This window comes from Jiangella asiatica, from assembly GCF_004349065.1.
Taxonomy (GTDB): Bacteria; Actinomycetota; Actinomycetes; order Jiangellales; family Jiangellaceae; genus Jiangella; species Jiangella asiatica.
The window spans coordinates 349,406-362,654 of record NZ_SMKZ01000001.1 but is presented as its reverse complement, the minus strand read 5'-3'; the positions used below and the strand labels follow the sequence as shown (position 1 = coordinate 362,654).

The window sequence follows — 13,249 nt, the reverse complement described above, 5'->3', positions numbered from 1 at the left end:
GGGCTCACCCGACCCCGCCGCTGCTTCCGGCGGTGACCAGTCGGCGAATATCGTCGGGAAGCGTGTCAGCGACCTTCTGGGCTACCGCTCCCTCGGTGGCGTCGTTGGCTACTTCGAAGACGACCCGCGCGAGGTACGCCGCGATCGGTTCGTCAGTGGCCGAGCGCTCGGCGACGCGTGCCACGAACTCGGTGGCGTCGAAACGTTCGCCCGGAGTGTCTTCGATGCCGAAGTCGAGCGTGCGGCGCAGATGCTCGCCGATCTCCGGAGGCAGTTGGGCGGCGAGGTTTGTCGCCAAGCCTCCTGGTACCCGCTCGCCCAGTGTCTCGAGTGTCGCTCGAGTAGCCCGCTCGGCATCACCGCGGGAGGACAGCTTGGCTCGGTGCTGGACCTGTCCGATGAATTCGTCATGCTGCATGGCGTCACGTCTCCGTTCGTGGGACTACGGCTCAGGAGGCTCCTCCTCCACGTGGACGGCGCCGGGTGCGTCTGTCGCTTGTCGTGCAGGCGAGTCGAGCTCGGGCTCCTCCGCAGCCAATCGATCCTCGATCGAGGTGTCCTCGGCTTGCTCCCTGGCGGTGATGCCGTGCGCAGTCGATTCCACCGGCGCCTCGGTCGGCATGCTGGCCCGTTGGGGCTCCGCCACCTCTCCGGTGCCGGGGGTCACGTCGTCGGCTACCTCAGGGACACCGGCGTCGTCAGGGGTGGCTCCCGGATCCCGGCTGTAGCCGTCGACGTCGTCAACCTCGACATCGTCCGGATCGATGGGGCGTTCCGGGTCGGAGTCGGTCATGGTCGTCGTCGCCTCCGTACGTTTTCGCGTTTGCGGCGGAGGTTGTTCAGTACCCGCGTGAGGCGACGGTAAACAGCGCTGGATGGCTACCGACCAGTGAGGATACCGATACGGCGGACTCTGAGCTCACCAGCGTCGTTCGCATCAGGCAGGTGCACGGTCATGCCCGGACGCGGTCGCCGTCGAGAACCACGACGTCGCCGAAGTCGTCGTCACGCATCGCTTGGGCCGGCTACTCCCACTGGGGCGCTCGGAGATGCGCCGACGGCCTGGGTTGTCATCGGCATGGCCACGGTCTGCGCCGTGACTCCTCCGCGGAGTCGTGTGTCTGGGGGCATGCGGGTCGATGCCCCGTTGTCATGCTTGTTCGGCTCCTGGCCCATGCCTCATGGCGGATCCATTCCTCCATCGCCGCCGCGGCCTGACGGCGATTCTGGTTCCTTGATCCCTTCCGGACCTCCGGGCATTTCGTCGGCGAAGGTGGTGTCGTCGTGCTCGGTTGCGAAGTCGTCCGTTGCTTCGTCGGGAGCCACATCATCCGCTTCGGGTTCGTGTGCCCGCCCATGGTCGTCCGCATCGCGATGTCGGTTCATGTCCGCCCCAAGATCGGCTAGGCCTGGATGATTCGTAGCTCCGCGAGTACCCGCGCCGCAGGTAGTCATGCGTGGACGGCGGACGATCCGTTCGATCCGCTCCGGAGACACGTTCGCTTGGCACGCATCGGGTACCTCACACACTGGCGGGATCGGAGGCAACCGACAGGCAAGATCGTCTGCACCAGTTGCGAGCTGACGGGCTCGGTCGTGCGTCAGCATCGTCTGTCGTAGCATTTTCAAGGTCAGGTCAGCGGCACGCTCACCGAACGGGAGGCGGCGACCCTCGTCCAGGCCCGACAGCGCGAGGGCCTGTCGAACGCCGAGATTGGCGGGCGCCTCCGCCTCGCCGAAGCCACGGTCAAGGGCCACCTGTCGTGCCTGCTCGAGAAGCTCCGCTGCGGCAACGTCCAAGCCGGCCTCACGAGCCCGTAGATCGCCTCAGCTTGTCGCTGGGACTGATGGGGCCGTGAATGGTTCCCGTACGCGCGGGTACGCGGCGCGCGTATGCCGTTCGGCGACTCGGGAGGGATTCCGATGCCGATCGGAAACGCTCAGGACGTATCCCGAGGACCTCGGTGGTGTCGATCGGGAACGGCTGCTGGCGTGCCGACAGTGTGCTGTGGCCTGTGACGAGCTGATGGCCGCGCTCGGCTGAGGCACGGACGCCAGCGTGGGCCTGACGAGGGGACCGTGACGCCTGAGTCGCGTCAGGAGCGACGGCGCTGCATGGACGGGGCTCGCTGTGGAACGACCAAACGCTGAGGAGAGGTGGGAATGCATGCGACGGACCGACCGGATCGCTGAGCCATGGGGGAGTCGGACGCCGTACGGGCCGGGGGAGCCCTGGCCGGTGCGGGTGGACTCGTACCTTGCCGACGGCGTCACCGCCGACGACGTGCAGCACTGGGCGCAGTCGGCCTCGATCCTGCACTCCAACGGCGACGCGCTGGACATCGCCGTCGTCGACGGGCGCATCGTGGGGGTGAGAGGTCGCGCGATCGACCGGACCAACCACGGACGGCTGGGTCCGAAGGACCTCTACGGATGGCAGGCGAACAACTCGCCGGACCGCCTCACGCGCCCGCTCATCCGGCGCGACGGTGAACTGGTGGAGACGGACTGGGACACCGCCATGGACGCGGTCGCCAGCCGGACCAGGGAGCTGCTCTGCGAGCTCGGTCCGTCCTCGATCGGCTTCTACACCACCGGCCAGCTGTTCCTCGAGGAGTACTACACCCTCGGGCTCATCGCGCACGCAGGCATCGGCACCAACCACGTGGACGGCAACACCCGGCTCTGCACCGCCACGGCGGCTACGGCACTGAAGCAGTCGTTCGCCTCCGATGGCCAGCCGGGGTCGTACACCGACATCGACCACGCCGACGTCGTCTGCCTCTATGGGCACAACATGGCCGAGACCCAGACGGTGCTCTGGACCCGTATCCTCGACCGGCTCGCCGGGCCGAACCCACCCCGGATCGTGTGCGTCGATCCGCGGCGGACCCCGGTGGCCGACCACGCCACAGTGCACCTCGCTCCGCGCCCCGGAACGAACGTCATGCTCATGAACGCGCTTCTCCACGAGCTGCTCGACCACGACTGGATCGACCATGAGTACGTCGACGCCCACGCCGTGGGGCTGGCGGAACTGCGGAAGATGCTGCAGGGCCACACCGTCGAGCACGCCGCCGAGGTGTGCGACATCCCGGCCGACGACCTGCGCGAGGCCGCCCGGCTCATCGGCACCTCCCAACAGTTGGTGTCGACCGTGCTCCAGGGCTTCTACCAGTCCCACCAGGCAACCGCCGCGTCCGTGCAGGTCAACAACATCCACATCCTTCGCGGCATGCTGGGCCGGCCGGGATGCGGCATCCTGCAGATGAACGGACAACCCACCGCGCAGAACACGCGCGAGTGCGGCGCGGACGGCGATCTGCCCGCGTTCCGGAACTGGTCGAACGACGCCCACATCGAGGAACTGGCCAGGGTCTGGAACGTCGACCCTATGGACATCCCGCACTACACCGCGCCCACGCACGCGATGCAGATCATGCGCTACGTCGAGGACGGCTCCATCCGCCTGCTCTACGTGACGGCGACGAATCCCGCGGTGTCGATGCCGGAACTGGCTCGCATGCGCGAGATCCTCTCCCAGGACCGCCTGTTCCTCGTCGTCCAGGACATCTTCCTGTCCGAGACCGCCCAATTGGCCGACGTGGTGCTGCCGGCGGCAACCTGGGGCGAGAAGACCGGCACGTTCACCAACGTCGACCGCACCGTCCACCTGAGTGAGAAGGCGGTCGACCCTCCAGGCGATGCACGGGCCGACCTGGACATCCTCATCGACTATGCCCGAAGGCTGGACCTGCGCGACAAGGACGGCGCGCCGCTCGTGAAGTGGAGCACCCCGGAGGAGGCCTTCGAGGGCTGGAAGGACTGCAGCCGAGGCCGGCCATGCGACTACACCGGTATCACTTATGACAAGCTCCGTGGCGGGAGCGGGATCCAGTGGCCGTGCAACGACGAGCACCCCGACGGCGCCGAGCGCATCTACGTCGATGGCGAGTTCTGGGCGCAACCCGGCTACTGCGAGAGCTACGGTTGCGACCTGGTCACGGGCAGTCCGGTCGAACCCACCGAGTACAGGGCACTCAACCCCGCCGGCAAGGCGATCATCAAGGCCGCCGAGTATCTTCCGCTGCACGAGCCACCTTCGGAGAAGTTCCCGTACCAGCTGATCACCGGCCGGACCCTCTACCACTTCCACACCCGCACCAAGACCGCCCGCGCGCCGCAACTGCAGGGCGCCGCCCCGGAGGTGTGGGTCGAGGCGTCCACCGGCGACGCCACCCGGGAGGGCTGGTCGGAGGGCGACATACTCCAGGTGACGACCCCACGCGGCGAAGTGACGGCACGGCTGCGGATTGGCGGCATCCGCGACGGGGTGCTCTTCCTTCCCTTCCACTACGGCTACTGGGACGTCTCGAGCGGGCACGAGCCGGACGGCCACGGCCGCGCCGCCAACGAACTGACCTTCACCGACTGGGATCCCGCCTCCAAACAGCCGATCTTCAAGACCGCCGCGGCTGCTGCCGTCCGCGTCGCCGAGTCCGGTGGTGTGCCGGCTCCGGCCCCTACCACGACGGCGTCGCGACCGGTCACCTCCGCTGTCCCGCCGACCCGCGGCGATCCGTCGGCCATGGCGCTCGAGGACGCCGCGACAGCTGGAGGTGCCCGATGAACCTCGCCCAGACCCTGCGCAGCCTGCACGCCAACAAGGTCGGCGCCGCCATCGAAGAGTTGCACCGCAGCGAGAACGACCTGGCCGCTGCATTGCTGAGCGTCTCCGACCGGCACAAGGCCGATCACGAGATCTTCTACGTCGCTCGTGACATCGCCCGCTGGTCACAGGAACACGTGAGCCGGCTCGCCACCGTTGGTCGCGACTATGACCTCGACCTCGATCCCGAACCCGAGGACGAGGCCACACTGCTCGCCAGGATGAAGCAGAAGAGCGCCGAGATCGTCGGGCGCCGTCACGAACCGGCGCTGCTGCTACTGGCCGACTTGCGTCACATCCAGAGGACCGCCGCCGGGGTCTCGGTGGACTGGGAAGTCCTCGCCCAGACCGCGCAGGCCATGAAGGACCGCGAGCTGCTTACGACGGCACAGGACTGCCATCCGCGAACCCTCCGTCAGATGCGTTGGGCCAATTCCAAGATCAAGGAGACCGCCGCCCAAACGATGGTCACCGGCTGATGGGAGCCGTCCGATGACGAACGCCACAGCGCCCAACATCGACGCCGGCCCCGGGGCAGGTTGGACCGCTCGCCAACCCGCTGCCGCTGGGCTTCCTCGCCCGCGATCCGGTAACCGCCACCGGCAAGGCGGTCCCCTGGTCATCGTCACCAGCGCGGCCCGGTTCGGGGTGACGGTATCGCCCAGAAACAGCCGCATCTGGTTCGCTTGCCGTTGGCAATGGCTCGAAGGTGCGCGGTCACCACCGACGACGTCCGGCCATCTACGACCGTGGCTTGGCGAATACGCGTCCAAGCGCTGAGGGCGGCTCGCTACGGCTGCCTTGTCGAGTACGAGTCGACGTTCTACCGCGGCTCGGCCTCCGCCTGTCGTTGGGCCCCGAGCTTGGCCTCGAGCTCGCGGATGGTCTCGGGGAGAGATGCGCGAATCTGCCGGGCGACCTGCTGGTTGAACCGTGGCGTGGGCACGGAGACCGACATGGCCGCGATGGCGGCGCCACTCGGGTCGTGGATGGGCATGGCGATGCAGCGACACCCGACGACGTATTCCTCGCGGTCCTCGCCGTAGCCGCGCTCGCGGATGCGGCGCAGCTCGGTGCGCAGCCGATCGGGATCGGTGATGGTGTTATCGGTGAAGCGTTCGAGCGTGACATCGCGCAGGCGCTCATCGAGCACGGCGTCGGGGAGTTCGGCGAGCAGCACCTTGCCCAGGCCGGTTGTGTGCGCCGGCAGCCGGTTGCCGATCGAGGACACCAGCTTCATCGGGTGCGGCGACTCCGAGATCGCGAGATAGACGTTCTCAAGGCCGTCCAAGCGCGACAGTTGCACGGTCTCCTTGGTGGTGGCGGTGAGCTCGTCCATGAACGGTTGGGCGATGTCGGCCAGGTGCTGGATGCTGGAGTACGCCTGGGCGACCTCCCAGAGGTGGAATCCGAGCTTGAACTCGCGGGTGACCTCGTCGAGCTCCACGAACCCGCGCTGCCGGATCGTACGCAGCAGCTGGTGCGTCGAGGAGTTCGGCAGGCCGAGGTCGCGGACGATGCTGACGAAGGTGGCGCCGCGGTTGTCCGCGAGGTACTCGAGGATGGTGAGCACTCGGTCTGCCGATTTCACGGCCGGCGACGTGTCCTCGGAATCATGATTGTGCACGTCGCTTCGCATACATAAATCCTACTCGCCGGTCGTGAAATCGTCCGACCAGAGGGCATCCCGATCGACGACGTCGGTTCAGCGTGTCGCCCAGGGGATTCCAAGGGACTGCCATCGGCTTCATAACGGCGGAATTCCCGCTCGACTGAGGGCTTGACGCCCGCTGGCATGGACAGCGATGCTCCTTCACAGGTGCGATGACCGTGTCACTCATATGAAATTCGCCAATCGTCGAGGGGACGGCCCGACCCATGCGCGCACTCGTACTGCAGGACTGGTGGAGCCTGACGGTGGCCGAACAGCCGGACCCTCGCGTCGGTGCGGAGGACGTTCTCGTCCGGGTGCTGGCCACCGGTATCTGCGGATCGGACCTGCACGGCTTCACCGGCCACAACGGGCGGCGCCGGCACGGCCAGGTGATGGGCCACGAGACAGCCGGCCACGTCGTGGAACTGGGCGCGGAGGTCGGCGGCGGCCTGGCGGTGGGTGATGTGGTCACGATCAACCCGGTGATCGGCTGCCACTCCTGCTCACGGTGTGCCGCCGGCGCACCTCAGCTGTGTGAGGACAAGACGGTCATCGGTGTCACGCCGCGCCGAGCGGCGGCGTTCGCCGAACTCATCGTCGCGCCGGCCGCCAACCTCGTGCCGCTCCCGGCCGGCATGCCCGACGAGCACGGCGCCTTGGTCGAACCGTTGGCCGTTGGATACCACGCGGTCCGGCGAGCACCGGTGCGGCCCGGGGACGCGGTCCTCGTCATCGGCGGCGGGCCGATCGGCCAAGCCTGCGTTCTCGCCGCGCGGAGGGAGGGCGCCGGGGCCGTGGCTGTGTCGGAACCGGATGCGCATCGCCGCAGCCTGGCCGCGTCGCTCGGCGCCGTGGCCGTTGACCCGGCGACCGGCCCGCTACCTCCGGCCGCACAGCGGGCACTCGGGGAACGACCCGCGGTGGTCGTCGACGCCGTGGGGTCCGGTGCGACGCTGGCCGCCGCCCTGGCCTCGGCGCGTCCCAATGGAAGCGTCGTCCTCGTCGGCATGGCCGAGCCGGAGCTCGCCATCCCTGCCTACGACGTGTCCACCGAGGAGCGCACCATCTTCGGCAGCTTCTGCTACACGCCGGCGGAGTTCCGTGACACCGCTCGGTGGGCGGGCACGGCACCGGACGACCTGGAGCGCCTGATCGAGGGGCGCGTGGACCTGAGCGGTGGGCCCGACGCCTTCGTCCGGCTGGCCCGCGGCGACTGGACGGCCAGCAAGGTCCTGGTGTTCCCCAACGGGCTGAGCGTCGGCGCGGTATGACGACGGTGCTGATCACGCGCGCCGAACCAGGCTACCGGCGCCGACCTGCGCGTCGACGGCGGCCTGCTCGCCACCGTCGGCGTCACCCTTCCGGAAGGAGACGCATGAGCATCAGGCTCGCGCTCGGACACATCGACGACCTCGACGACACGGTGGTCACCTTCGCCCACCAGCTCGGCCTGCGAAGCATCCACCTGCACACCCCGGCCAACCTCGACGGCAGCCGCGGGTACTGGGATGCCGGCGAGCTCGGCGCGCTGCGTCGACGCTGTGAGGATGCCGGGCTGATCGTCGAGGCCATCGAGAACGTCCCCTACCACCACTGGGACCGGGTGCTGCTCGGCCAGCCCGGGCGGGCCGCGCAATTGGAGAACTACTGCCGGACGATCCGCAACCTGGCCGATGCCGGCATCACGGTGCTCGGGCACCATTTCCTGCCCGGCTACGTCTGGCGTACCGACCTGCGCGCCGCCGGCCGCGGCGGAGCGCTCGTCACGGCGTACGACGCCGACCGGGTCGACGAGGGCAACAAGCTACTCGGCTACAAGCTGACACCCCCCGCACCGGTCACCGAGCCGATCAACGCCAGGACCATGTGGGACAACTACCGGGTCTTCCTCGAAACCGTGCTCCCCGTGGCTGAAGAGGTGGGCGTCCGGCTGGCCCTGCATCCCGACGACCCGCCGACACAGGTACCGCTCGGCGGTATCGCCCGGATCCTGTCCAGTCCCGAGGGACTGGAGCGGGCGTACGACCTGTCCGGCGGCAGCCCAGCTTGGGGGCTCAACCTGTGCCTGGGCACGGTGTCGGAGATGGACGGCGAACGCAGCGTGAACCGCGTGATCGACTTCTTCGGCCCGAAGGGCAAGATCTTCTACGTACACTTCCGCGACGTGTCCGGGGTCGTTCCCCGGTTCGCCGAGTGCTTCCTCGGCGAAGGCAACTACGATCCGGCGGCGGTCCTGACCCGGCTGGCGCGAGTGGGCTTCGACGGGTTCATGATCGACGATCATGTGCCGGCGATGATCGGCGACCCGGACACCTGGACCGAGACCTCACCGGCGGCCTACTGCAGCCGAGGCCGCGCCCACGCCCTGGGGTATCTGCAGGGCACCATGAACGCGCTCGGTCTGGACGGCCGACGCTCGGAGGAGATCCGATGATCGCGGTCGAGGAGGTGGCGGAGCCGCTGTCCGAATACGGTGAGGGCCCGACCTGGGACGCGACGGCCAGCCGGCTGCACTGGGTCGACATGCTCGCGGGCGACCTGCTCAGCCTCGACCCGTCGACCGGCGAGGTGACCACCCGGCACGTCGGCACCGTCGCCCGGCCACGGGCCGGCGGTGGGCTGGTGCTGGCGTTGGAGCGCCGCCCTCCTCGACCCCGACGGAGTGCTACGCCTCCTGGACGAGCTGTGGACCGATCCCACGATCCGCTTCAACGACGGCGGCTGCGACAGAGCCGGGCGGTTCTACTGTGGGTCGATGTCGTACCAGCAGGACCAGGCGCTACCAGTCGGCACTGTCTTCCGGCTGGACCCGGACCTCACCACATCGGTCGTCCTGACCGGAGCTGTGATCTCCAACGGCATCGTCTGGACCCCGACGAGACGACGGCTTACTACATCGACTCTCCCACGCGTCGGATCGACGCCTTGGACGCTCTGCCTGACGGCAGCCTCACCGGCCGACGCACCATTGCACGTACCCCGAACGACGCCAGCATGCCGACGGCATGGCCCTCGACCCCGACGGCGGGCTCTGGCCGGCGATGTGGGACGGCGCCGCTGTCCACCGCTACCTGCCGGACGGCACGCTGGACACCGTCGTGCACTGCCGGCACGCCAGGTCACGGCGTGCGCGTTCGGCGGGCCGGAGCTCACCGACCTCTACATCACCACCTCACGACACAGCATCCCCGCCGACGAGGCCGGTCCGCCCAGCGCTCTGTTCCGCTGCCGCCCGGGCGTAGCGGACGTTCCCGAGATCCCGTTCGCCGGCTAGCCACGTGCCAGGACGTCACGCGCGAACTCGACGAGGCGTTCGGCACTGCGCAAGGCGCGACGCAGCTCCGCGGACCTCACGTTGATGACGCCGTAGTGCGCAGCGTCCTTCACATCGAGCAATCTCTCGAGATGTCGCGACACCTCGCGACCGCCTGGTTCGATCTGAGCCAGCAGCGCGACGGCCTGCTTGTGATCCTGACCGCGGCCACGACGGCCCAGCGCGCCGCAGCAAGCGGCGTCGGCCGCCGCGATCCCGGCCAGCACAGCCAGACCCGCTGCGACGCTCGCCGACGCGGCCACCGAGTCGCTCTCGGAGGCCACCAGTTCGGCGACCTCGCGATACTTCATCGCTTGGCTCAGCCGTACACGGGCCTGGCCGGGATCGCATCCCTCGGTCCTACCGGTCCCACGAGGACTCACGAGATCGACCCGCCGAGGAGATCAGCGACCGGCCGCCCGGCGATGTGCACCGCATCGCGTGCGAGCTCGTCGACGACGGGTTCCAGCCGATCTTGCATCCCTCGCGCCTCACGGACTGACACTTCGATCATGCTCGCCCGGTTCCCACTCCACCGAGCGATCGCGTCCGAAAGGTCCGAGACCTGCTTTCGCCAGGTCACATCTTCGCCATCTACCTGATCCGGTCTCACGACGAAGACGTCGACATCCGACTCGACGTCGCCGTCTCCACGCGCCATCGAACCGAAGACGGCGACCGAGACCGGTCGCAGCTCCCAGGTTCGCACGTGGTCCCGGATGCGGCGAATGAACTCGGATCGAATGTCGGCCAAAGCGAGTACTGCCGGCGCAGCGACGTGGTCGCGGTTCAACGTGTACAGCAGCGACGGAGTCGCCTCCTGGACCTCCACCAAACCGTGCTCCACGAGCCGACTCAGGACTCGACGCACACCTGACCAGCTACCTCGCCGGGCAATACGGCTGACCTCCCGGCCAGTCAGCGGACGCGTCGTCCCCGCCAAGACCATCAGAACGTCCGCATCCAACGAAGGCACGACGCTCGTCGCCGGCCTCGAGATATCCACGCCTGCCCTCCTTCCACCTGTGACACTTTTATAACCACTCGGTTCTTATAGTAACCAGTAGGGTTGGATAGTGCGTGCCCCATGCCCGTGGTCGCGACAGGGAGCCGATCGATGGGTGCCGGGCGCGCTGGTGACGGTGATGTGCGCCGCCAACGTCACGACCGAGGCCGCCGATCAGCCGGCGCTGCCCGCGCCCGGGCAACAGACGTCGGGCAAGTGGTGTGAACCCGTCGGGGGTGACGCCTCGGCGGCGCGGGCCGGACGCCGGCGTGGCGCGGGTGCCGTAGCGTGGCGGGATGCGCGCGGGCGAACTGGTCACCCTGGGCCGAACCGACCTCCGGGTGAGCCGGCTGGGCCTCGGACTCGCCTCCATCGGCGGCCTGTTCGCGCCGGTCCCCGAGGAGCAAGCGTTGGCGACGGTAAATCGCGCCTGGGACCTCGGCATCCGGCTGTTCGACACCGCGCCGGTCTACGGCTACGGCAGGTCGGAGCGCCGGGCGGGTACCGCGCTGCGGAAGCGCCCGCGGGACCGGTTCGTGCTGTGCACCAAGGTCGGCCGGCTGATCGAACCGGGCGGACCGGACACGCAGCCGATCTGGGCGGATCCTCCCGCGGGTGTCGGGCCGCGCCTGGACCGTTCCTACGCCGCCACGCTGCGGTCGCTGGAGGACAGCCTGGAGCGGCTCGGCGCCGATCGGGTCGACGTGCTGCACATCCACGATCCGGAGCAGGACTACCCGACGGCGCTCGCCCAGACGTACCGCGCCCTCGCCGAACTGCGCGATGACGGTGTCATCGGCGCCGTGTCGCTGGGGGTGAACCATGCCGACGTGGCGGCACGTTTCATTCGCGACGCGCCCCCGCCGGGTCCGGACTGCGTGCTCCTGGCAGGCCGGCTCACCCTCCTGGACCAGTCGGGTCTGGACGATTTGGTGCCGCTGTGTCAGCAGCGTGGCATCGCGATGATGGCCGCGGGGGTCTACCAAGGCGGCGCCCTCACCGCGTCCCGAGCCGATGCGCCTGGTGCCCCCGGCTGGGTGCCCGCCGCGATGGCCGCGCGTATCCAGGCGATCCGGGACACCTGCCAGCACCACGACGTCCCCGTCCTCGCGGCGGCGGTCCAGTACCCGTTTCGCCACGCCCCGGTGTCGTCGGTCGTGGTGGGTGCGCGCGCGCCGGACGAGATCGCCGAGACCGCCGCGCTCCTGGGCCATCCCGTTCCGCCGGCCTGCTGGGCAGCGCTCGAGCGACGAGGTCTCATCCGGGCTACCGTCGCGCCCGGTAAACCCGGCGGTTAGATGGTGCCGCGCTGGATCCCTGTCTCGATGAGGTCGAGCATGTCCTCCACGGCGCGTCGAGAGGCTTCCTGGCGGGCGGGGGCCGGCCAGCTGACGAACTCGTAGGTGAGGTCCACCGTCTCGTCGGGGGCGTCGGCAAGGGTCACGGTGACCAGCTCGCGCGGCTCCTGGAACCGGAAGACGACTCGGCGCGGCGGATCGACCTCGGTGTACTCGAACCCGAACGGGATCTCGGAACCGTCCGCGTCGGAGATCATCACCGCGTCCATCCGCCCGCCCGCCTTCGCGTCGACCCGCATCCGGTCGGCGGGCGTGTGGTAGCCGGGCACGACGAACCATTGCTCGAGTCTGCTCGGCTCCACGAACGCTGCGTAGACCCGCTCCGCGGTGGCGGGCAGCCGGCGACGCACGGTGAACCCGCCGCTGGAGTCTTGGAGCTTCTCAGACATGTGGTGCTCCCTCCGGCCTCGCGTCGGGGTTGCGAAGAGTGAGTACGACGACCCCGGAGTTCAGCGTGCGGGTGGCCGTCAGCTCGAGCTTCTTGGTGAGGCCGTGGTGGAGGAGCAGGTCGTTCTCGTCGCCGGCTCCGGCCAGGTGCGGGTGCACCCACAGGTGGAGCTCGTCGAGGAGGTCGGCTTGCAGGAGGGTCTTGGCCACCGGGCCGTAGCCGTGCATCAGGATCGACGTGCCGTCCTGAGCGCGCAGCGCCCGGACCGCCTCGACCAGGTCGCCGTCGAGCACGCTGGTGTTGTGCCAGGCCGGATTCTGGAGGGTGGTGGACGCGACGTGCTTGGGAATGGCGTTGATCGCGTCGGCGTACTCGCCGTCCCTGCCCGGCCACGCACCGGCGTACACCTCATAGGTCTTGCGACCCATCAGCATCGCGTCGGCGGCCCGGAGCTGCTCTAGCGCGAACTCGTCGGACTCGGCGTCGACGTAGTCGAAGTGCCACTTGTCCATGTGGTTGACCACTCCGTCGAGGCTGACGAACGTGGAGTTGATGATGGTTCTCACGGCCTGTCTTCCATGTGGGGGCGAGCTGCTGACGCACGGTCGCGCCGGCTGACCACTCGCAGCTGGGTTGTCCGGGTCCATCATCGGCACGCGTCGGTGACGGTGGAAGGACCAATCCGCGGCCTGGAGTCCGGACCAATCGGGCCGGCCACGTCGGTTGGGCCCCGTCGTACACGAGACCGCGTCACGGGTGCTCAGGCGCCAGGTCGGCGAGCCAGTCGCCTCGGTGTCGCCGGACCGGGCCGAGACCACTGTGGCGTTCGCGGGCGGGATCCCGCGGCATGTACGAAGCCGA

13 protein-coding genes and 3 pseudogenes are annotated in these 13,249 nt (G+C 68.7%); 9 read left to right on the top strand and 7 right to left on the bottom strand.

Annotated features, from left to right (window positions below):
* Nucleotides 1–4 precede the first annotated feature (4 nt).
* The gene (locus tag E1269_RS01525; RefSeq protein ID WP_131890246.1) at nt 5–418 is read right to left on the bottom strand and encodes a DUF2267 domain-containing protein; all 414 of its coding nucleotides are present in this window, start codon (nt 416–418) and stop codon (nt 5–7) included.
* Between the two features lie 24 nt (nt 419–442).
* Entirely contained in the window at nt 443–793 is a 351-nt protein-coding gene (locus E1269_RS01520; protein WP_131890244.1) for a hypothetical protein, read from the bottom strand.
* Nucleotides 794–1,698: 905 nt separating this feature from the next.
* Between E1269_RS01520 and E1269_RS34010 the strand changes: the two genes are divergently transcribed.
* From E1269_RS34010 to E1269_RS01500, 3 genes are all read left to right on the top strand, one after another.
* On the top strand, nt 1,699–1,821 hold the full coding sequence (locus tag E1269_RS34010) for a LuxR C-terminal-related transcriptional regulator (RefSeq protein ID WP_239000739.1): 123 nt from the start codon (nt 1,699–1,701) through the stop codon (nt 1,819–1,821).
* Nucleotides 1,822–2,167: 346 nt separating this feature from the next.
* Nucleotides 2,168–4,630: a molybdopterin oxidoreductase family protein gene (locus E1269_RS01505; RefSeq protein ID WP_131890242.1), complete on the top strand. Its 2,463-nt coding sequence runs from the start codon at nt 2,168–2,170 to the stop codon at nt 4,628–4,630.
* A complete protein-coding gene (locus tag E1269_RS01500; protein WP_131890240.1) occupies nt 4,627–5,148 on the top strand; it encodes a hypothetical protein in 522 nt (173 codons plus the stop codon). Before E1269_RS01505 ends, E1269_RS01500 begins: the two co-directional genes overlap by 4 nt.
* A 344-nt stretch (nt 5,149–5,492) precedes the next feature.
* Here the strand turns inward: E1269_RS01500 and E1269_RS01495 are convergent, their stop codons facing one another.
* Nucleotides 5,493–6,260, bottom strand: coding sequence for an IclR family transcriptional regulator (locus E1269_RS01495; protein ID WP_162606171.1), 768 nt, complete (start codon nt 6,258–6,260; stop codon nt 5,493–5,495).
* 287 nt (nt 6,261–6,547) lie between these two features.
* On the opposite strand from E1269_RS01495, the gene E1269_RS01490 reads away from it, so the two are divergent.
* The 5 genes and pseudogenes from E1269_RS01490 (at nt 6,548) to E1269_RS34080 (ending at nt 9,597) form a co-directional block, all read left to right on the top strand.
* The gene (locus tag E1269_RS01490; protein WP_131890236.1) at nt 6,548–7,594 is read left to right on the top strand and encodes a zinc-dependent alcohol dehydrogenase; all 1,047 of its coding nucleotides are present in this window, start codon (nt 6,548–6,550) and stop codon (nt 7,592–7,594) included.
* Between the two features lie 104 nt (nt 7,595–7,698).
* On the top strand, nt 7,699–8,757 hold the full coding sequence (locus E1269_RS01485) for a mannonate dehydratase (RefSeq protein ID WP_131890234.1): 1,059 nt from the start codon (nt 7,699–7,701) through the stop codon (nt 8,755–8,757).
* A pseudogene (locus tag E1269_RS34090) lies at nt 8,754–8,903 on the top strand (SMP-30/gluconolactonase/LRE family protein); the annotation flags it as partial. The gene E1269_RS01485 and the pseudogene E1269_RS34090, both read left to right, overlap by 4 nt.
* A 34-nt stretch (nt 8,904–8,937) precedes the next feature.
* Nucleotides 8,938–9,153, top strand: a pseudogene (locus E1269_RS34085) (SMP-30/gluconolactonase/LRE family protein); the annotation flags it as partial.
* A 175-nt stretch (nt 9,154–9,328) separates the two neighbouring features.
* Nucleotides 9,329–9,597: pseudogene (locus tag E1269_RS34080) on the top strand (SMP-30/gluconolactonase/LRE family protein).
* Here the strand turns inward: E1269_RS34080 and E1269_RS01475 are convergent.
* Nucleotides 9,594–9,947 (bottom strand): hypothetical protein, encoded by a 354-nt coding sequence (locus tag E1269_RS01475; RefSeq protein ID WP_131890232.1) that lies wholly within the window; start codon nt 9,945–9,947, stop codon nt 9,594–9,596. The pseudogene E1269_RS34080 and the gene E1269_RS01475 sit on opposite strands and share 4 nt — an antisense overlap.
* Nucleotides 9,948–10,015: 68 nt before the next feature.
* On the bottom strand, nt 10,016–10,468 hold the full coding sequence (locus E1269_RS01470; protein WP_162606170.1) for a nucleotidyltransferase domain-containing protein: 453 nt from the start codon (nt 10,466–10,468) through the stop codon (nt 10,016–10,018).
* A gap of 470 nt (nt 10,469–10,938) precedes the next feature.
* On the opposite strand from E1269_RS01470, the gene E1269_RS01465 reads away from it, so the two are divergent.
* Nucleotides 10,939–11,940, top strand: a complete 1,002-nt coding sequence (locus E1269_RS01465) for an aldo/keto reductase (RefSeq protein WP_131890228.1) — start codon at nt 10,939–10,941, stop codon at nt 11,938–11,940.
* On the opposite strand, the gene E1269_RS01460 is transcribed toward E1269_RS01465, so the two are convergent.
* The gene (locus tag E1269_RS01460; RefSeq protein ID WP_131890226.1) at nt 11,937–12,389 is read right to left on the bottom strand and encodes an SRPBCC family protein; all 453 of its coding nucleotides are present in this window, start codon (nt 12,387–12,389) and stop codon (nt 11,937–11,939) included. The genes E1269_RS01465 and E1269_RS01460 overlap by 4 nt on opposite strands.
* A complete protein-coding gene (locus E1269_RS01455; RefSeq protein ID WP_162606169.1) occupies nt 12,382–12,954 on the bottom strand; it encodes a dihydrofolate reductase family protein in 573 nt (190 codons plus the stop codon). The genes E1269_RS01460 and E1269_RS01455 overlap by 8 nt, the downstream gene beginning before the upstream one ends.
* Nucleotides 12,955–13,249 lie beyond the last annotated feature (295 nt).